Below are 18,794 nucleotides of genomic sequence, written 5' to 3'. Positions count from 1 at the left end.
ATGCAGATCGAGGGCATGGCCGCCCTTGCCACACCCATAACCGAGGAGGTTCAGCCGCTACAGATTACACCCAAGGCCGCCTGAAAATGCAGCCCGATGGCCAGCACCGAAATTACACCACATTGACGGACGTGACCTTTGCGAGCCGCGCCGGGAACGGCAGGTCCCTATTCAACACCTGCCATTCCTGGAGCACTGATGATCGTTCCCGGAACCCGCAGGACTGGCCGTTTGCGGACTAGCCGTTTATGAGCGACTAATCGCTTGAAGGAGACTCTCGTTTAGCTACGGATGATTTACATGCGCTGTGGAAAACGCGATCTCTCGCGGAGATTTTCGAGCCTGCGACCGAGCAGCCAATCCCGCTGAGCAAGTCGTTGCGCTGACGGTCTGACGAGCTATGGTCCAAGAATGTCTTCCGCGATTTTAGGATCGAGCGGCCGAGGGTCTTGCGATGCATGACTTATCAGCAACGCTAAAGCTGCGGCCCGCACGGATCGCGCTTTTGACACGGCCGAACGATGCCCGTGCCATTCGCAAGTTCATGCGGATATCTGCATGCCTATGGGGCGGTGCCCATAATCCGATCATTCCGGTGATGACTAGCCTTCCAGTCGCATGGCGGGATCAGCATGGTCTCAAGAACAATGCGCGCGAGGTCACACGCGGCTATATCCGCTATTTTGAGCCCGACGCCTATGTCGAGGCGGAGGACGGCCTGTTGGAGGCCGCCGGACTCGAGGCTTTCCGTCGGAAGCATGCCATAGGCACGCGGGTGCTTTCGCTCAACGGCCTGATGGCTAAGGAGCACAACCGCGACTGGGCCGAACCCAAATTTGGCCTCAGCATCGTTGATGCCATGCGCGACATCTATACGCGCGAACTCCGCTTCGAAATGAAACAGTCGCAGCCAGCCCTGCTCGTAGAGCCTCAGAAGGGCTCGCTACTGACTGAAGCAGTCTTCGGCTGTTATCCCACCGGCAAGTTGGTCGATTATTTTCGGGCGAATTATCGGTCCGTTTTTGCACCTCGAGAATGCGCGGCGACGCCCGAGGCGTGGCTCAGCGCATTCAAGAGGGGCGATCTCACGCCAATGCGCTTCACCCGCTACAAGGTTGAGGTGGAGTCGACCTTGCGGAACGACCTGACGCTGTTCGTCTTTGATCCGGTCAGTTCGCTCGACTGCATCGATCTATGGAACATGCGCTCCGAACCGCGGTGGGTTCTGCCGGTGCCGATCGACTGGTGGACCGAGCTTCTGCCGGAATTGCGCGCGATCCTGCGACTCGAACATCGCCCGATCAAAGGCAATCCGCATGGCGTGATGCACCATGGCACCATCGAGTTTGCACGCTCTATCCCCGAGGCGCGGGCAAATGCCTTGGCGCAGGAGATTGCTGGTGATCTGCCCCAGACCGCCCTCGTCTCCAAATTCTGGCGCACGCCGATCTGGCGGGCACAGGACCGCTACGACGGCACCCGAGAACAGGGGCCGTTGGCGATCAAATCTGCGGAGAAGCGGATTACGCTGCCGGTCGATGAGACCAGCCTCGTAGCGACGTTCGAGACTCTGTCTCCTGAATTTGCCGAAGAACATGGGTCGAGCGATCTGCGCTGGGTGAACACAATCCATCCGTCGCGTTTCCATACTGATCATCTCGGTACGACCCTGCCATTCAACACCTTCGATCCCTATTTTACGATGATCCAGGGGTTCCGCGAGCCGGTGATGGTCGGCCGGGAAGGCTGGTCGATCGGCCAACGCTTCAAGGATCTCTCAGCCAGGCTGACGATCCCCTCCCCCGAGAGCGCCGTCATTTCGGCGCTTAAACGTTACGGGATCGACGCACGCCTGTCTGAACCGGGTCATATCGCCAAGCAGATTCTCGGTCATCTCGATGGCCTTTGGGGCGTCCGTTTACTGGCTGATCCCGAGACGCTCGAGACATTGAACACCATGGCTGGCGGCATTCGCCGCAAGGGCGCTGGCGATACGGAAACCGAGGAGCTGTTCGATCGCCGGTCGAAGTCGGTTCGCGATTGGCACGCTTTGATCGAGCGCCGCAAGAAACAGGGCCTTGGCGTCAACAGCCTTAGTGACTTCACGTCGCGCAACGTGATCCGCCTCGGGGTACAATCGAAATGCCCAAACTGCGCCAATCTCAATTGGCACTCGCTCACGGCCGTCGATTACGACGTCATCTGCGAACGCTGCCAGCGCGCTTACCCCTTCCCGCAAGCGAACCTCGCGAAGAATAACGGAAATTGGTCGTTTCGCGTGGTTGGCCCGTTCGCGGTTCCGGATTATGCTCGCGGTTCATATGGCGCGTTGCTGGCGCTGAAGGTGATCAGCAACATGCACATGAGCCACGATCCCATATCCTATGCGACGGCACTTTCGCTGAGCTTTGACGGGATCGAGGCGGAGGCCGACTTCGTCGCGCTGCGATCGCCGGAGCGATATGGGCCTCAATGCGATCCTGAGCTGATCATCTGCGAGGCAAAATCATTCGGCACCGGCCCGCTCATCACGGCCCAGGATCTGACGAAGCTTCGCGCGATCGCCAAGAAGATTGAAGGCGCTGTCATTGTGATATCGGTGCTGCGCGATCATTTCATTCCAGAGGAGCTCAAGCTGCTCGCACCATTCGTCAAATGGTGCCGTCGGCCTGATGCGAATGGCGAAATGCGCAACCCTGTGATCCTCTTGACGGGATATGAGGCGTTTTCCCGGATCGATATTGGCCTGACCTGGAAGGAGCTGGGCGGCGAGCACGCAAAGTTCGAGGGGTTCGAACATCGCGGTAGCTTGCGCGCGTTCGCCGAAGCGACCCAGGCCATTCACCTCGGCCTCAATCCCTATCATATCGAACTGCATGAAAAATGGGTGGCGAAGCAGCAGAAGCCGAGCGCGATCCCGCATTGAGCGGACGAGGTCGGCCAGTTTAAACTGACGTTCAGTACGGAACTCGGGAACGGCGCGTTGTCCCGGACCCAATCGAAGCCTGAATGTCCGGTTCTAGGCGCGGCCATATCGCTGTCGAACGGCTTAGATGGGCGCACTTCCGCCGGGCCGCTCAACGAACCGAGGATGGTCGGTTCGGGCAGGAGCGGTCATTCAAGTCCGTTCTCCGGAACGCCTTGAGTTGGTCGGCACAAGCCCCAAGCCATTCTCACCCCCGTCCTCGCCGGCAAGCGTTCTACAGATGGCCAATGTGGCCATAGGAGAATGATCATGGAGATGCCTGAAACTGAATTCGTCCCCACCAAACGCCCGGTCTGGAATGCCGGAAGGGCCGTGGGTGTCAAACGGCGCGCAAACGGGACCCCGTATCGGCGTTGAAGAGGGACCCCCTTTTCGAGATTAGGCAAACGGTTGTGGGGAGCGCCCTGCGCTGGGTGCGGTGGAGGTCGGGCGTAGCCCGGCCGGAGGCGCACCCAGCGCAAGTCCGTTCTGAAGCTATGGTGAGAGTGGCGGCTAACTGCGGTTTTTGAAGCGCCAGCTGTCGTTGCCGGTCTCGACGATATCGCAGTGATGGGTGACCCGGTCGAGCAGAGCCGTCGTCATTTTGGGGTCACCGAACACGGTAGGCCACTCGCCGAAGGCGAGGTTGGTCGTGATGACGACGCTGGTACGTTCGTAGAGCTTGCTGATCAGGTGGAACAGGAGCTGGCCGCCAGAGCGCGCGAACGGCAGATATCCAAGCTCATCGAGCACCACCAGGTCGAGCCGTGAGAGCTGTCCCGCCAGGGTCCCGCCCTTGCCGATCCGGGTCTCCTCTTCGAGGCGTGTCACCACCGACATGGGCAGAATGAACGGGCGATGGCACTCGGGCGGAAAGCATGGCTATTTTGCGGCTCCGATCGCGGTGGTCAGCGCGCCGCCATCATGTTTTCACTCATTCAGAGCTGCCGCCTCAACGACGTCGATCCCCAGGCTTGGCTCGCTGACGTCCTCGCCCGCATCGCCGATCATCCGGCTAATCGGCTTGGCGATCTACTCCCATGGAATTGGAAACCAACAGCGTTGAAGCTGGAGCCGTGATCTCATAGCATCACGGCATGGAATTTGGCCCGCAACCCGAACTGATTGAATCCTATCTCTGCCGGTCCATCGAACAGGCGGGCGTACGGCTGACCATCAACATCGTGCGGCTCGCCACCGAGCGCGGTTGGTCCCTCGAGGTCGTCAACGAGCACGGCACCTCGACGGTCTGGGACAATCTATTCCCCACCGACCGCGATGCCGATGCTGCATTCCGCGATGTGCTCGCTCAAGAAGGCGTCGAGGCCTTCCTCGGCAAGTAAGATGCCAAATCCCCCAGCAAACCGTCAGTAACCGCGCTCCTCACCGGATGCGTACTTTGGAAACGGGATTAAGGCTACTCGTTGAGGACAGTCCGCTTGGGCGAGAACTCCGCAGCAGCAATCCAATCTCATTGATAGAGCAGTCAACGGAGGAGGCGCGCCGTCGCCTATATCGTCAAGCGAAAGCCGATATGGAACGGTTTGCTTCGCTTAGCGATATCAACTTAGATCAGTTAGAATGTCATAATGTAGAAATGACAAACAAATCTATCATCAAGGTTCTGTTGGCAATCGACCAAAATTGAATATCTCAGGCTATAGAATGCGTCACTTCGCCTGAGCGGCCTACAAATAAATTTAATGCGCGTCTAAAAACCGTCTTACTTTTGCCGCATGTTTGGCGCTCCTTCATGCTGCGCTGGCCGCACTATGCAGTCCGGAGCATCGCAACAGCATCGAATTTTCTCAGCTGGAAACATTGGAAGCTCCGGAGGTTCGCGCCATCCACGACCATGTGCGGCACATCTAACTTGATACACCCCAAAGTGGTTCTGCCTGAGAACTCCATCTTTTCCACATAGCTGGCAAACAGTCCTCGACTCTCTAGTCGCGCGAGCAATTAGCTCCTCAGATCGAGGTCCACTGCGCGCTACATAGACATACAGGGCGCCAGCTTTTTGCTGAGCATCCAGAAGGAGAACGGATGGGTTATCCTTTTTGAGCTCACGGATGAGCTTCTTAAATATGCCATCCCAACCCAAGTCGACCCCCCGGTATCGATCAACAGCGTAGCTACGCATCCTCGTTACCCTTCTTGTTTTCGGCGAGCGCGGATTGAAGCTGTTGCGCGACGATCGGATTGATCCCGTGGCCGGCGGTAATGCCCGCTGAGTTCAAGATTTCTGCAACAAGCCCCCAGACACCATCGCTTCGCTCGCGAAACGCAAGGACATATCGATCAATCGCTGCAGTAGAGAGATGCTCGCTGCAATTCTGCAGAATACGCGCCTCGTAAGCCGAGGCACCATCTATATCTGCCTCGTTAGATGCAAATATATATCCGATCTCATGTGATTTGCTTTCATCACCATCCGGCCAAATCTCCGCTGTCACAACCAGCATGAGAAACCCCTGTTTGAAGGCAGGGCGAGATTTGATTTACGGATACTCAGACCGAGCGAATACAATCGGTGCATCAAGCAAATATCGATTAATAGTAGCATGATGGTCCCCACGAGCCAGATCCGGGCGTGGTTAGTCCCTGCGCGCGTGTCGCAGGCGCTGCACCTTTAGGCAGAACCTTGGACATAGCGCAGCCACCCGGACGAGAGTATCTCGTCGGGCACGCGGCAGTTGAGGTAACCAGCCTCACTCATCCGATTTTGCGGACGAGCCATGCAACCAATAGCGTCACCGCAATTTTCTTCAACACCGCAAAGGATCCTCAGGGATAAGTTCCTTGATTGAACGGTGAACAGTTTATCTTCGCGTTTGACGATATCACCCTATCAGCCGCCTGCGGCGGTTGCGAATGACCGAGTTCGAAGATGAACTTCGAACTCGGTCATTCACTCGATAAAGCGTCGTGTTTCCGGACATGTCGGGGTGAGAAAATCTGGCTGTTTTGAGACTACAGATTGAGATGACATCTATGAGTCACCATTATGTCGAGCGTCATCATGGCTATGCCAGGCGGAGGGATGCTGGATGAGAGACTCGAGACACTCTGGAGAGAATATCGGCGTGCTGTTCCTGGATGAACTGCCGGAATTCCAGCGGGTGGTGCTCGATTCGCTGCGCCAGCCGCTGGAGAGCGGCGAGGTCAGCGTGGCGCGGGCCAATGCCCATGTCACCTTCCCGGCGCGGGTGCAGCTGATCGCCGCGATGAACCCCTGTCGCTGTGGCCATCTGTCCGACCCGGCGCTGGCCTGTTCGCGCGCGCCGCGCTGCGCCAGCGATTATCAGGCCAAGGTGTCCGGGCCGCTGCTCGATCGCATCGACCTGCATGTCGAGGTGCAGGTGGTGACGGCGGCCGATCTGGTGCTGCCGCCGCCGGCCGAGGGATCGGCGGAGGTGGCCGCGCGTGTCGCGGCGGCGCGCACGCTGCAGACCCGGCGCTATGCCGGCAGCAAGGTGCGGACCAATGCCGAGGTGGATGGCGAGCGGCTGGAGGATGTGGCCGGGCCGGACGAGGCCGGGCGGCAATTATTGGCGCAGGCCGCCGCCGCGATGAAGCTGTCGGCGCGCGGCTATACGCGGGTGTTGCGTGTGGCACGCACCATCGCCGACCTGGCCGGCGCGGAGCAGGTCGGCCGGGTGCATGTGGCTGAGGCGCTGAGCTACCGGCGGCGCGCGCCGGTCAACTGAGCGCTTAGGCGGCGCTGTCGCTGGTGATGAGCTTGAGGTCGCCGGCCGCGACCGGGCCATTATCCTTGTGGGCAAAACGGCCTTCGACCCGGCTGCCGGCCTCGATCGTGATCCGCTCATAGGTCACGTCGCCGGTGATGCGGGCGGTGCTTTCGACCACCAGTTCCTCGGCGCTGATCGATCCGTCGACCAGGCCCGCCAGGCGCGCGCTCTGGGCGGTGACATGGCCGATGATGCGGCTGTCGGGCCCCTGGACCAGCGCGGCGCAGCGAATGTCGCCATCGATCACGCCATCGACATGCAGGTCTACGGTCGCGGCGAGATTGCCGGTGATCGTCACGTCGCTGCCGATCAGCGAGAAGGGGGTGTGCTTAGCCCCGGTTGCCGACATCGGCGAGACGGGCCGTGGCGATTTGCTGGACTTGGAGAACATCTTTGCGGGCCTCGAGGAAACGGCGGGGATTGATGGGATCGCCGTTGACGCGCACCTCGAAATGAAGATGCGTGCCGGTCGAGCGGCCGGTGGAGCCCATGCGGGCGATCTGGTCACCGCGCGCGACCTGCTGGCCGACACGGGCGTTGAAGCCGGACAGGTGGGCGTAGCGGGTCATGATGCCATTGCCATGGGTGACTTCCACGACATTGCCGTATCCGCTGCGCTGGCCGACATAGCTGACCTTGCCGGGGGCGGCGGCCAGGATCGGCTGGCCATAGCGGCCGGGAAAGTCGAGCCCGGCATGGAAGGCGGCGTGACCGTTGAACGGGTCGCGGCGATAGCCATAGGAGCTGCTGAGCATCGGCGTGCCGGTCGGCTGGCCCGAGGGAATGCGCAGCAGGCTGGTTTCCAGAAATTCCATGCGGGAAAGCGCGGTGGCGAGCTTTTCCAGCTCGGCCGGCATCGCATCCTCGTCGCCATGCCAGGGCACGAACGGGCCACCCTGGGCGCGGGCCGCATTGCGGGCGAGCGCGTCGGGATTGAGGCCGAAGCTGCGGATTGCGGCGGCCGCCTTCTGCGCGCGGGCTTCCACGGCGCTGGTCAGCAGGGCGGCGAAGCGGCGCTGGCGGGCATCGACCTGCATCAGCGGTGCGGCTTCGGGCGCCATGCTGATCTTAGCGTCGAGCTTGCCCTGGCCGCCCTTTTCGGTGGCGGCGTCCGCCTTGCCGACCGGGGCATTGGCTGCGGCATCGCCAGACTCGCCGAAATGGGTCTTGTAGAGATCGTCGATGAAATCCTGGCGCGCTTCTAGGTCATGGGCGAGGTCGTTCACCGACTTGCGATAGCCGTCGACCTTGCGTGCCTTGCTGGCCACGGCCGCGCCCTTGGCATCCAGCATCGCGCGGTCATGGGCGACGGCGGCGCTGCTGGCGAGCATCGATACGGTAACCGCGCCCCAGCCGACCAGGCCGGTCGACAGGATGCCGAGGGCCATGAGCTGGGCGCGCTTGGAAATGCGGATGAACTTTACCTGGCCGCCCGAGCGCAGGAAGATTTCCCGCTCCGGGCACAAGGCACTGAGCCTGGCCCAGAGGGTGGCGACCCCCTTCTTCTTGCGCTGCGACAATTGCGACCCCGTAACTATTTATTTCGGTGAGTCGGGCCGGTAGCAAAAGAAGATCGGACGCGCGAATCCACAGCCGCGGACTCGTGACGAGTCGAAGCTAAACCGGGACGAAATGATCTTCGTCCCATTTGGTTCCCTGGCTTTGAAAATATTTTTCGCGATCCGCTTCAGCTTCGGCGGGCGAAGCGGGAGGGCTCAAGAAAGCTGGGTAATTGCGATGCCGGAACGGCAGCGCTCCAATAATAGCCCTGGCCATAATGGCAACCACCTGATCGCAAATATTCCAGTTGTTCAATCGTTTCGACACCTTCGGCGACGGTCTTCACGCCCAGGCTGTAGGCGAGGTTGAGCACGGTGCGCACGATGGCGGCATCATCCGGGTCGGTTTCCAGGTCGCGCACGAAGCCCTTGTCGATCTTGATGACGTCGATCGGGAATTGCTTGAGGTGGGACAGCGAGGCGTAGCCGGTGCCGAAATCGTCGAGGGCGATGGCCATGCCCGCCTGGCTGAGGCGCTGAAGATTGCGTTCCACCACATCGACATTGCGGCCGAGGAAGACGGATTCGGTGACTTCCAGCTCGATCCGGCGCGGTTCGACATCGGCATGGGCGAGGCGGGCGAGCAGCCGGTCGGGGAAGGCGCGGTCATGCAGTTCGACGCCGGGGACATTGACCGCGACATGGCCGAAATCGATGCCAGCGCTGGTCCAGGCCCGGCAATCGGCCAGCACCTGATCGATCATCCGCTCGGTGATCTTGCGGCCCAATTCGGGATGTTCGAAGGCGGCCAATATCTGGTCGGGCATCATCAGCGTGCCGTCCGGGCGGACGCAGCGCAGCAGCGCCTCGAAGCCGATGACGCGGCCATCCTGCAGGTCGACCTTTGGCTGATACCAGGGCACGGGCTGGGCATGGGCGAGCGCGTCGCGGGCCCGTTCCAGCATCCGCGCCTCGGTCTGCCAGCTTTCCAGCAGGCCGGGCTCGAACAGGCAGGCACGTCCGCGTCCGCTATTCTTCGCCTCATACAGCGCGATGTCGGCATGCTTCATCAGGTCGATCATGTCGCCGGCATGGTCGGGATAGAGGGCGACGCCCATGCTGACGCGGCAATCAATGTCCCGCCCGCCATGGCGCAGCGGCATGTGCAGGCGCGCGATCATGCGGCTGAGGATGGTGTCGAGGTCGGCCAGGCCGCGCAGGCGGGTGAGGATGACGGCGAACTCGTCGCCGCCCATGCGCGCGATCATGTCGGCGGGGCGTACCGAGTCGCGCAGCCGTTCCGCCACGGCGCACAGCAGGGCGTCGCCGGCATCATGGCCGGCGCTGTCGTTGATCCGCTTGAATTCGTCGACGTCGATCAGCACGACCACAATCTGGCCGCCGGATCGTTCGGTCGACTGCGCCGCCTGCATCAGGCTGGCCATGAAATGGGATCGGTTGGCGAGGCCGGTAAGGGCGTCGGTCATCGCCAGATGGGCAAGATGGCGTTCGGCCTGCTTGCGGTCGGTGATGTCGACGATGCTGGCAAGGATACACTGTTCGCCGGCGAGCAGGATCGGGCGGGCGCCCAGCAGGACATCGCGGATAATGCCTTCGTCATTGGCGAGGCAGCATTCGTCATTGTCGATGCTGTCGCCCCGCGTCAGCCGGTCGAGCAGGCGCAGCGGCGGGGCATGGTCGACGATCAGCGCCAGTCGGGCGACATCGTCCGCGGTGCCCAGATTGCGTGCGGCGGAATCGTTCATGCGCAGGACGGTGCCGTCGTCGCGGATGACGATCAGCGGCAGCGGCACCGTCATGAACAGCCGTTCGAGCGCTTCGCCATTGGCAGCGAGCGCGACGCGGGCGGCCTGCGCGTCCTGGCTGGCGGTCCATTCCAACCGCTGCAGCCGGTTGGTGCGGGCGATCGCGATCCACATGCCGCAATGAAGCATCAGCACCGCCATGATCATGCCGGGCATGGTCGGCGATAGAGGGGCGGGGGCCAGATAGCCGATCAGCAGCGCGACGCCGCAGCCCAGGCCGCCGCCGACATTTCCCCGGAAGCTGGTCGGCACCACCAGATAGAAGACGAGCGGCAGCATCACCAGGACGAAGATGGCGATGTCGCTGCGTGAGGAGACGAGGAAGGCGACGCCGATGGCGGTGATGCATTGCCAGACGAAACAGATGCGTTCGACCGCCTTGAAACTGTGCATGTAGCGGCACAGGCCCAGGCTGACGAGCGACCAGAAGACCACGACCAGGCGGGCGGGCACCGCGACCCAGAAATGGGCCGTGCCGGCAAAGCGCCAGTCGCTCAGCAGGAAGAGGGTATTGAGCAGCGCCGACAAGGCGAAGAGCAGATGGGCATGGCGCCGCGATTCGGGCAGTCGATCGGCCTGGAAGGCGGCCTCCCGTTCCGGGCTGTGGAATTCGCCGCTAATGCGGGAAAGTGCAATCACGACTGGTCCATCTGGATATGGGGGCTGCGGGGAAAGATCCCATAATCTGCAGCATGTTAGCAAAATGCTAAAAAGTCATTCACTATGTGGCGCGCGCATCTCCGCGCGCCTTCGGGCGCCGTGCTTGACCCTTCCGTCCCCCGTCGCTATAGGGCCGCTGCCCCGCGCTATGCGTCTGGAAGACTCGTTTTCCCGTCGCTTTCCGGGGCAAGCACTAGAGCTGAACATTATCGGCTGTCCCTGCGGCTCCGGGCGGATCTTGTCCGTCGGGGGCCTTTGCCGTTCGGAATTTTCGTGATTCCGGCCGGTCAGGAACGCAGGTGGCGTCCGGTAAAGTAACTGAAAAGGTGAAGGGCTTCATGCCAACAATCAACCAGCTGGTCCGCAAGGGCCGCGAACTGCAGAAGACCAAGTCCAAGGTCCCTGCGATGGATGCGAACCCGCAGAAGCGTGGCGTTTGCACCCGTGTCTACACGACGACCCCGAAGAAGCCGAACTCGGCTCTCCGTAAGGTGGCGAAGGTGCGTCTGGTCAACCAGCGCGAAGTCATCACCTACATCCCGGGTGAAGGCCACAACCTCCAGGAACACAGCGTCGTGCTGATCCGTGGCGGCCGTGTGCGAGATCTTCCGGGCGTGCGCTATCACGTTCTTCGCGGCGTTCTGGATACCCAGGGCGTCAAGGATCGCAAGCAGAGCCGTTCGAAGTACGGCGCCAAGCGTCCGAAGTAAGGGGAGAACAGTAATATGTCACGTCGTCGTCGCCCCGAAAAGCGCGTTATCCTGCCGGATCCCAAGTTCGGTGATATCGTGCTGTCGAAGTTCATGAACAGCATCATGCAGGACGGCAAGAAGGCCGTCGCCGAGTCCATCGTTTACGGTGCGCTCGACACTGTCGAAGCGAAGTCCAAGAAGGACCCGATCGGCATGTTCCATGACGCGCTGAACAATGTGAAGCCCGGCATCGAAGTCCGCAGCCGCCGCGTCGGCGGTGCGACTTACCAGGTCCCCGTCGAAGTGCGCCCCGAGCGCGCCCAGGCGCTGGCGATCCGCTGGCTGATCACGGCTTCGCGCAACCGCAGCGAAACCACCATGGCTGCCCGTCTGTCGGGTGAGCTGCTGGACGCTGCCAACAACCGCGGCAATGCCGTCAAGAAGCGCGAAGATACGCACCGCATGGCGGAAGCGAACCGCGCCTTCTCGCACTACCGCTGGTAACAGCAGGGCGGGCGCTTATGTGCCCGCCTTGTTATTTGGTTTCCAAAATCGGTCCGTTCGCCGTGGGTGGCTACCCATGGCGAACGGATTGGTTTAGGGGCCACGCGCAGAATTAACGAATCCCCAACCGCCGGCGCGCCGGCAACGGAGAAGCATCATGGCCCGCAGCCATCCGCTCGAACGCTATCGCAATTTCGGTATCATGGCGCATATCGACGCCGGCAAGACCACCACGACCGAGCGTATCCTTTACTACACCGGCAAGTCCTACAAGATCGGCGAAGTCCATGACGGCGCCGCGACCATGGACTGGATGGAGCAGGAGCAGGAGCGTGGTATCACCATCACCTCGGCTGCAACGACCTGCATCTGGAACGACCACCGCCTGAACATCATCGACACCCCCGGCCACGTCGACTTCACCATCGAAGTCGAACGCTCGCTGCGCGTCCTCGACGGTGCGGTTGCCGCGTTCGACGGCGTTGCCGGCGTTGAGCCGCAGTCGGAAACCGTGTGGCGCCAGGCGGACAAGTACAAGGTTCCGCGGATGTGCTTCATCAACAAGCTCGACCGCACCGGTGCCGACTTCTATTATTGCGTGCAGACGATCATCGACCGTCTGGGCGCGACCCCGGCCGTCCTGTATCTGCCCATCGGCGCAGAGTCGGACTTCAAGGGCCTGGTCGACCTGGTCGAGAACCGCGCGATCATCTGGAAGGATGAGAGCCTGGGCGCCGAATTCTACTATGAAGAAATTCCGGCCGACCTCGCCGACAAGGCTGCCGAATATCGCGAAAAGCTGATCGAGCTTGCCGTCGAGCAGGACGATGCCGCGATGGAAGCCTATCTGGAAGGCAATCTGCCCGACACCGCGACCCTCAAGAAGCTGATCCGCAAGGGTACGCTGGGTCACGCCTTCGTGCCGGTGCTGTGCGGTTCGGCGTTCAAGAACAAGGGCGTTCAGCCGCTGCTCGACGCCGTCGTCGACTATCTGCCGAGCCCGCTCGACATCGAAGACGTCCAGGGCGTCAAGATGGACGGCGAAACCCCCGACAGCCGTCCGACCTCGGACGACGCGCCCTTCTCGGGCCTGGCGTTCAAGATCATGAACGACCCGTTCGTCGGCTCGCTGACCTTCCTGCGCATCTATTCGGGCACCCTGACCAAGGGCACCTACCTGAACTCGGTGAAGGACAAGAAGGAAAAGATCGGCCGTATGCTCCTCATGCATGCGAACAGCCGTGAAGACATCGACACCGCCTATGCCGGCGACATCGTCGCGCTGGCCGGCATGAAGGAAACCACCACCGGTGATACGCTGTGCGCCGAGCGCCAGCCGATCATCCTGGAGCGGATGGAATTCCCCGAGCCGGTCATCGAACTGTCGGTGGAGCCCAAGACCAAGGCCGACCAGGAAAAGATGGGCGTTGCCCTCAACCGCCTGGCCGCCGAAGATCCCTCGTTCCGCGTCTCGACCGATCACGAATCGGGCCAGACCATCATCAAGGGCATGGGCGAACTTCACCTCGAAATCCTGGTCGACCGCATGAAGCGCGAGTTCAAGGTCGAGGCGAATGTCGGTGCGCCGCAGGTGGCCTATCGCGAATATCTCAAGAAGGCCGTCGACGTCGACTACACCCACAAGAAGCAGTCGGGCGGTACCGGTCAGTTCGGCCGTATCAAGGTCAAGCTGACCCCCGGCGAGCGTGGTTCGGGCTTCGTCTTCAAGGACGAGATCAAGGGCGGTAACATTCCCAAGGAATATATCCCCGCGATCGAAAAGGGCATGCGCGAAACCGCTGCCACCGGTTCGCTGATCGGCTTCCCGATCATCGACTTCGAAGTGCTGCTCTATGACGGTGCGTACCATGACGTCGACTCGTCGGCGCTGGCGTTCGAAATCACCGGCCGCGCCGCGATGCGCGAAGCGGCGCAGAAGTCGGGCATCACCCTGCTCGAGCCGGTCATGAAGGTCGAAGTCGTGACCCCGGAAGAATATCTGGGCGACGTCATCGGCGACATGAACAGCCGTCGTGGCCAGATCCAGGGCACCGATACGCGCGGCAACGCGCAGGTGGTCGAGGCGATGGTCCCGCTGGCCAACATGTTCGGCTATGTGAACTCGCTGCGTTCCTTCACCCAGGGCCGCGCGAACTACTCGATGATCTTCTCGCACTATGACGAAGTGCCGCAGAATGTTGCGGACGAAGTCAAGGCGAAGATGGCCTAACGAGTTTCCCTGTCCGGGCCGTGCAATCGGCTCGGATAGGGGCTGGTAATCTGTGAATATGCTGCTATGGACGCGCCTTCGCGAGGCGCGGCCGAGCGGTCAGACCCAAGCTGATTTTGATTAGAAGGTAGGATAAAATGGCTAAGGCTAAGTTTGAGCGGAATAAGCCGCACTGCAACATCGGCACCATCGGTCACGTTGACCATGGTAAGACCTCGCTGACCGCGGCGATCACCAAGGTTCTCGCCGAAACCGGCGGTGCGACCTTCACCTCGTACGACAACATCGACAAGGCTCCCGAAGAGCGCGAGCGCGGCATCACCATCTCGACCGCCCACGTCGAGTATGAGACCGAAGCCCGTCACTACGCGCACGTCGACTGCCCGGGTCACGCTGACTACGTCAAGAACATGATCACCGGTGCCGCCCAGATGGACGGCGCGATCCTGGTCGTTTCGGCCACCGACGGCCCGATGCCGCAGACCCGTGAGCACATCCTGCTCGCCAAGCAGGTCGGTGTGCCGCAGCTCGTCGTGTTCATGAACAAGGTTGACCTGGTCGACGACGCCGAAATCCTCGAGCTGGTCGAGCTGGAAATCCGCGAGCTGCTGAGCTCGTACGACTTCGACGGCGACAACATCCCCGTCATCGCCGGTTCGGCTGTCGCTGCCCTGCAGGACAAGACCCCGGAAATCGGCCACGACGCCGTTCTGAAGCTGATGGCTGCCGTCGACAGCTGGATCCCGCAGCCCGACCGTCCGGTCGACAAGCCCTTCCTGATGCCGATCGAAGACGTGTTCTCGATCTCGGGTCGTGGTACCGTCGTGACCGGCCGCGTCGAAACCGGCATCGTCAAGGTTGGTGAAGAAGTCGAAATCGTCGGCATCAAGCCCACCAAGAAGACCACCGTCACCGGCGTCGAAATGTTCCGCAAGCTGCTCGACCAGGGTCAGGCCGGCGACAACATCGGTGCGCTGATCCGTGGCGTGGGCCGTGAAGAAGTTGAGCGTGGTCAGGTTCTGGCCAAGCCCGGCTCGGTCACCCCGCACACCGAATTCGACGCCGAAGTCTACGTGCTGTCGAAGGAAGAAGGCGGTCGTCACACCCCGTTCTTCGCGAACTATCGTCCGCAGTTCTACTTCCGCACCACCGACGTGACCGGCGAAGTGATCCTCCCCGAGGGCACCGAGATGGTCATGCCTGGCGACAACGTGAAGCTCGGCGTCAAGCTGATCGCTCCGATCGCCATGGACTCGGGTCTGCGCTTCGCCATCCGTGAAGGCGGTCGTACCGTCGGCGCAGGGGTTGTCGGCACGATCTCGAAGTAATATAGGACCGCAGCGGCGCGAATCGCCCGATTCGCGCCGCTGAAGTTTTTTACCCGCCCCGGATCGCCTTTCTCCGGCTCGAATGAGCTAGAAGGGCAAAACGGGGCGGATATTTTTTTGTTGGCGTGTTTTTGTAAATCAACGGCTGCTCCGGCTGATTCATGAAAATGCGCTGGTTATTGGCTCTTTCGCATCGGTACAGGAACAATGGACAGCAACATCCGCATTCGCCTCAAGGCGTTCGATCATCGCGTGCTCGATCAGGCGACCGGCGACATCGCCGAAACCGCCCGCCGCACCGGCGCCCTCATTCGCGGTCCGATTCCTCTTCCGACGCGCATCGAAAAGTTCACGGTCAACCGTGGTCCGCACATCGACAAGAAGTCGCGCGAGCAGTTCGAAGTCCGCACCTACAAGCGTATGCTTGACATTGTGCAGCCGACGCCGCAGACGGTCGACGCGCTGATGAAGCTGGACCTGGCTGCCGGCGTGAACGTCGAAATCAAGCTGGCCTAAGGTCGGCAAGTCCCCGCCTTCCGCAAGGTAGGCGGGGTATCGGGTATTCTGTTCCTCTTCTCTGGAGAGGGCGGAAGCTCAAACGACACAAGGGATACCGCACGGCCCGCCGGTGAACCGGTCAAGGCGCGTGGTCCTGGTCCCCCGTCGCCTTTCCCGAGAGGGATCGGCATCCAACCCGGACGGGGTGATCTATACATTGGGTTGGGCCGCGAAGCAGAGATGCTGAGCGGTTTTTTCGTTGGATACGCCCGCTGCTATGGCGGGCCTCTATGGGAGTAATCAGTGATGCGCACTGGCGTGATCGCTAAGAAAGTCGGGATGACCCGCCTGTTCCAGGACGACGGACGTCACGTCCCCGTCACGGTCCTCAGCCTTGAGGGTACGCAGGTCGTCGCACGTAAGGAAGTCGAGCGCGACGGTTATGTCGCCCTTCAGCTGGGCGCTGGCGTTGCCAAGGCCAAGAATGTCGCCAAGCCGCAGCGCGGTCACTTCGCCAAGGCGGAAGTTGAACCCAAGGCGCGTCTGGTCGAATTCCGCGTCGCCGAGGATGCGCTCCTCGACGTCGGCGCCGAAATCGCCGCTGACCACTTCGTCGCTGGCCAGCTGGTCGACGTTGCCGGTCACACCCAGGGTAAGGGCTTTGCCGGTGCTATGAAGCGCTGGGGCTTCGGCGGTATGCGCGCCACCCACGGCGTGTCGATCAGCCACCGTGCGCATGGTTCGACCGGTAACCGTCAGGATCCGGGCCGCGTCTTCAAGAACAAGAAGATGGCCGGTCACATGGGTGATCGTGAGCGGACCCAGCAGAATCTCGAGATCGTCCGCACGGACGTCGAGCGTGGTCTGCTGTTCGTCAAGGGTTCGGTTCCGGGCGCCAAGGGCACCTGGCTGACCGTCAGCGACGCCGTGAAGGTTCCCCGTCACGCCGACGCGCCCTATCCCGCCAGCCTGAAGCAGGCTGCAAACAGCAATGCCGCGCCGGCCGAGACGCCCGCGGAAGCGGCCGCTCCCGAAGCGACCGAAGGCCAGGAGGGCTAAACCATGAAGGTCAATGTACAGACCCTCGACGCCGCAGCTGCCGGTGAGCTGGAGCTCAACGATGCCGTTTTCGGCCTCGAGCCCCGCGCCGACATTCTGCACCGCGTCGTCACCTGGCAGCTCGAAAAGCGTCGTGGCACTGCCCGCGGCACGCGCGAGCGTTCGGATGTCGCCCGCACCGGCAAGAAGTTCGGTCGCCAGAAGGGCGGCGGTACCGCTCGTCACGGCGATCGCCGCGCTCCCGTCTTCATCGGCGGTGGTAAGGCTCACGGTGCCCGCGTTCGCGACTTCAACCCCTCGCTGAACAAGAAGGTTCGCGCGCTGGGTCTGAAGATGGCGCTGTCGTCGAAGGTCAAGGATGGTTCGCTGATCATTCTCGACAATCTCGACGTTGCCGAAGGCAAGACCAAGGCGCTGGTCGCCAACCTGGCCAAGCTGAACCTGAACAAGGTTCTGTTCATCGACGGCGACGCCGTGAACGTCAGCTTCGCCAAGGCTTCGGCCAACATCGTCGGCGTCAATCTGCTGCCGGCCGTTGGTGCCAACGTCTACGACATCCTGAAGGCCGACTCGCTGGTGCTCACCCGCGCCGCGGTCGAAAAGCTGGAGGCCCGTTTCAATGGCTAAGAAAGAAGCCGCGACCGTGGACAACCGTCACTTCGACGTCGTTGTCGCGCCGGTCATCACCGAGAAGTCGACCCTTCTCTCGGAAAACAACGCCGTTGTTTTCCAGGTCGCCAACGACGCATCCAAGCCTGAGATCAAGGCTGCCGTCGAGGCGCTGTTCGGCGTGACCGTCAAGGCGGTCAACACGCTGGTGCAGAAGGGCAAGGTCAAGCGCTGGAAGGGCAAGCCCTACAAGCGCAACGACGTGAAGAAGGCGATCGTCACGCTGGCCGAAGGTCAGTCCATCGACGTCACCACCGGTATTTGAGGCGAGATAGATGGCACTCAAGCACTATAATCCGACGAGCCCGGCCCAGCGCGGCCTGATCCTCGTCGACAAGTCGAGCCTGCACAAGGGCAAGCCCGTCAAGGCGCTGACCGAAGGCAAGCGCAAGACCGGTGGTCGTAACAACAAGGGCCATGTCACTTCGCGTGGTATCGGTGGCGGTCACAAGCAGCGCTATCGTATCATCGACTTCAAGCGTCGCCTGTGGGACGTTGAAGGTACGGTCGAGCGTCTGGAATATGACCCCAACCGCACCGCCTTCATCGCGCTGGTCAACTATCCCGACGGCACGCAGGCGTACATCATTGCGCCGCAGCGTCTGGCCCCCGGTGACAAGGTCATCGCGGGCAAGAAGACCGACGTGAAGCCGGGCAATGCGATGGAACTGGGTCAGATGCCGGTCGGCACGATCATCCACAACATCGAGATGAAGCCGGGCAAGGGCGCGCAGCTCTGCCGTTCGGCAGGCACCTATGCCCAGCTGGTCGGTCGCGACCGTGGCATGGTCATGGTGCGTCTGTCGTCGGGTGAGCAGCGCTACATCCGTTCGGACTGCATGGGCACCGTTGGCGCCGTGTCGAACCCCGACAATGGCAACACCAACCTTGCCAAGGCCGGCCGCAACCGTTGGAACGGCATCCGTCCTCTGACGCGCGGTGTTGCGAAGAACCCGGTCGATCACCCGCATGGTGGTGGTGAAGGCCGGACCTCGGGCGGCCGTCACCCGGTCACCCCGTGGGGCAAGCCGACCAAGGGTGCGCGCACCCGTCACAACAAGGCAACGGACAAGTTCATCATCCGTAGCCGCCACGCGAAGAAGAAGAGGTAA

General features: G+C 61.6%; 16 protein-coding genes and 3 pseudogenes. 14 read left to right on the top strand and 5 right to left on the bottom strand.

Annotation, left to right across the window (positions count from 1 at the left end):
• The first annotated feature begins 454 nt into the window (after nt 1-454).
• Entirely contained in the window at nt 455-2,926 is a 2,472-nt protein-coding gene (locus tag AC13EK_RS05790; protein WP_139150141.1) for a hypothetical protein, read from the top strand.
• A 552-nt stretch (nt 2,927-3,478) separates the two neighbouring features.
• Here AC13EK_RS05790 and AC13EK_RS05785 read toward each other — a convergent pair.
• Nucleotides 3,479-3,796, bottom strand: a pseudogene (locus tag AC13EK_RS05785) (ATP-binding protein); the annotation flags it as partial.
• A gap of 21 nt (nt 3,797-3,817) precedes the next feature.
• On the opposite strand from AC13EK_RS05785, the pseudogene AC13EK_RS05780 reads away from it, so the two are divergent.
• The 3 genes and pseudogenes from AC13EK_RS05780 to AC13EK_RS05770 all read left to right on the top strand — a co-directional run.
• Nucleotides 3,818-4,045: pseudogene (locus tag AC13EK_RS05780) on the top strand (transposase domain-containing protein); the annotation flags it as partial.
• A gap of 17 nt (nt 4,046-4,062) precedes the next feature.
• Nucleotides 4,063-4,308, top strand: a complete 246-nt coding sequence (locus AC13EK_RS05775) for a hypothetical protein (RefSeq protein WP_063141591.1) — start codon at nt 4,063-4,065, stop codon at nt 4,306-4,308.
• Nucleotides 4,309-4,355: 47 nt separating this feature from the next.
• Nucleotides 4,356-4,613 carry a hypothetical protein gene (locus tag AC13EK_RS05770; RefSeq protein ID WP_143560147.1) on the top strand — a complete coding sequence of 86 codons (258 nt, stop codon included), beginning with the start codon at nt 4,356-4,358 and terminating at the stop codon, nt 4,611-4,613.
• 487 nt (nt 4,614-5,100) lie between these two features.
• On the opposite strand, the gene AC13EK_RS05765 is transcribed toward AC13EK_RS05770, so the two are convergent.
• On the bottom strand, nt 5,101-5,430 hold the full coding sequence (locus tag AC13EK_RS05765) for a hypothetical protein (protein ID WP_069335569.1): 330 nt from the start codon (nt 5,428-5,430) through the stop codon (nt 5,101-5,103).
• A 612-nt stretch (nt 5,431-6,042) separates the two neighbouring features.
• Here AC13EK_RS05765 and AC13EK_RS05760 point away from each other — a divergent pair.
• A pseudogene (locus AC13EK_RS05760) lies at nt 6,043-6,675 on the top strand (ATP-binding protein); the annotation flags it as partial.
• Between the two features lie 4 nt (nt 6,676-6,679).
• Here AC13EK_RS05760 and AC13EK_RS05755 read toward each other — a convergent pair.
• The 3 genes from AC13EK_RS05755 to AC13EK_RS05745 all read right to left on the bottom strand — a co-directional run bounded on the left by AC13EK_RS05755 (nt 6,680) and on the right by AC13EK_RS05745 (nt 10,681).
• Nucleotides 6,680-7,066: a bactofilin family protein gene (locus tag AC13EK_RS05755; protein WP_170828612.1), complete on the bottom strand. Its 387-nt coding sequence runs from the start codon at nt 7,064-7,066 to the stop codon at nt 6,680-6,682.
• Nucleotides 7,047-8,237 (bottom strand): M23 family metallopeptidase, encoded by a 1,191-nt coding sequence (locus AC13EK_RS05750; RefSeq protein WP_069335568.1) that lies wholly within the window; start codon nt 8,235-8,237, stop codon nt 7,047-7,049. The genes AC13EK_RS05755 and AC13EK_RS05750 overlap by 20 nt, the downstream gene beginning before the upstream one ends.
• Nucleotides 8,238-8,404: 167 nt before the next feature.
• Nucleotides 8,405-10,681, bottom strand: a complete 2,277-nt coding sequence (locus tag AC13EK_RS05745) for a putative bifunctional diguanylate cyclase/phosphodiesterase (RefSeq protein WP_069335567.1) — start codon at nt 10,679-10,681, stop codon at nt 8,405-8,407.
• A 359-nt stretch (nt 10,682-11,040) separates the two neighbouring features.
• Between AC13EK_RS05745 and rpsL the strand changes: the two genes are divergently transcribed.
• The 9 genes from rpsL (at nt 11,041) to rplB (ending at nt 18,794) form a co-directional block, all read left to right on the top strand.
• Nucleotides 11,041-11,412 carry a 30S ribosomal protein S12 gene (rpsL, locus tag AC13EK_RS05740; protein ID WP_004208728.1) on the top strand — a complete coding sequence of 124 codons (372 nt, stop codon included), beginning with the start codon at nt 11,041-11,043 and terminating at the stop codon, nt 11,410-11,412.
• Nucleotides 11,413-11,427: 15 nt separating this feature from the next.
• Entirely contained in the window at nt 11,428-11,898 is a 471-nt protein-coding gene (gene rpsG / locus AC13EK_RS05735; protein ID WP_004208727.1) for a 30S ribosomal protein S7, read from the top strand.
• 157 nt (nt 11,899-12,055) lie between these two features.
• Nucleotides 12,056-14,128 (top strand): elongation factor G, encoded by a 2,073-nt coding sequence (gene fusA / locus AC13EK_RS05730; protein ID WP_004208726.1) that lies wholly within the window; start codon nt 12,056-12,058, stop codon nt 14,126-14,128.
• A 137-nt stretch (nt 14,129-14,265) separates the two neighbouring features.
• The gene (gene tuf, locus AC13EK_RS05725) at nt 14,266-15,456 is read left to right on the top strand and encodes an elongation factor Tu (RefSeq protein WP_004208725.1); all 1,191 of its coding nucleotides are present in this window, start codon (nt 14,266-14,268) and stop codon (nt 15,454-15,456) included.
• Between the two features lie 207 nt (nt 15,457-15,663).
• Nucleotides 15,664-15,972, top strand: coding sequence for a 30S ribosomal protein S10 (rpsJ, locus tag AC13EK_RS05720; protein ID WP_004208724.1), 309 nt, complete (start codon nt 15,664-15,666; stop codon nt 15,970-15,972).
• A gap of 288 nt (nt 15,973-16,260) precedes the next feature.
• Nucleotides 16,261-17,013 (top strand): 50S ribosomal protein L3, encoded by a 753-nt coding sequence (gene rplC / locus AC13EK_RS05715; protein ID WP_004208723.1) that lies wholly within the window; start codon nt 16,261-16,263, stop codon nt 17,011-17,013.
• A 3-nt stretch (nt 17,014-17,016) separates the two neighbouring features.
• Entirely contained in the window at nt 17,017-17,640 is a 624-nt protein-coding gene (rplD, locus tag AC13EK_RS05710) for a 50S ribosomal protein L4 (protein ID WP_004208722.1), read from the top strand.
• Nucleotides 17,633-17,947, top strand: coding sequence for a 50S ribosomal protein L23 (locus AC13EK_RS05705; RefSeq protein ID WP_004208721.1), 315 nt, complete (start codon nt 17,633-17,635; stop codon nt 17,945-17,947). The genes rplD and AC13EK_RS05705 overlap by 8 nt, the downstream gene beginning before the upstream one ends.
• A 10-nt stretch (nt 17,948-17,957) precedes the next feature.
• Entirely contained in the window at nt 17,958-18,794 is an 837-nt protein-coding gene (gene rplB / locus AC13EK_RS05700; RefSeq protein ID WP_004208720.1) for a 50S ribosomal protein L2, read from the top strand.

This window comes from Sphingobium sp. L-44 (assembly GCF_056859495.1).
This window is presented reverse-complemented; position numbering and strand designations above follow the sequence as displayed.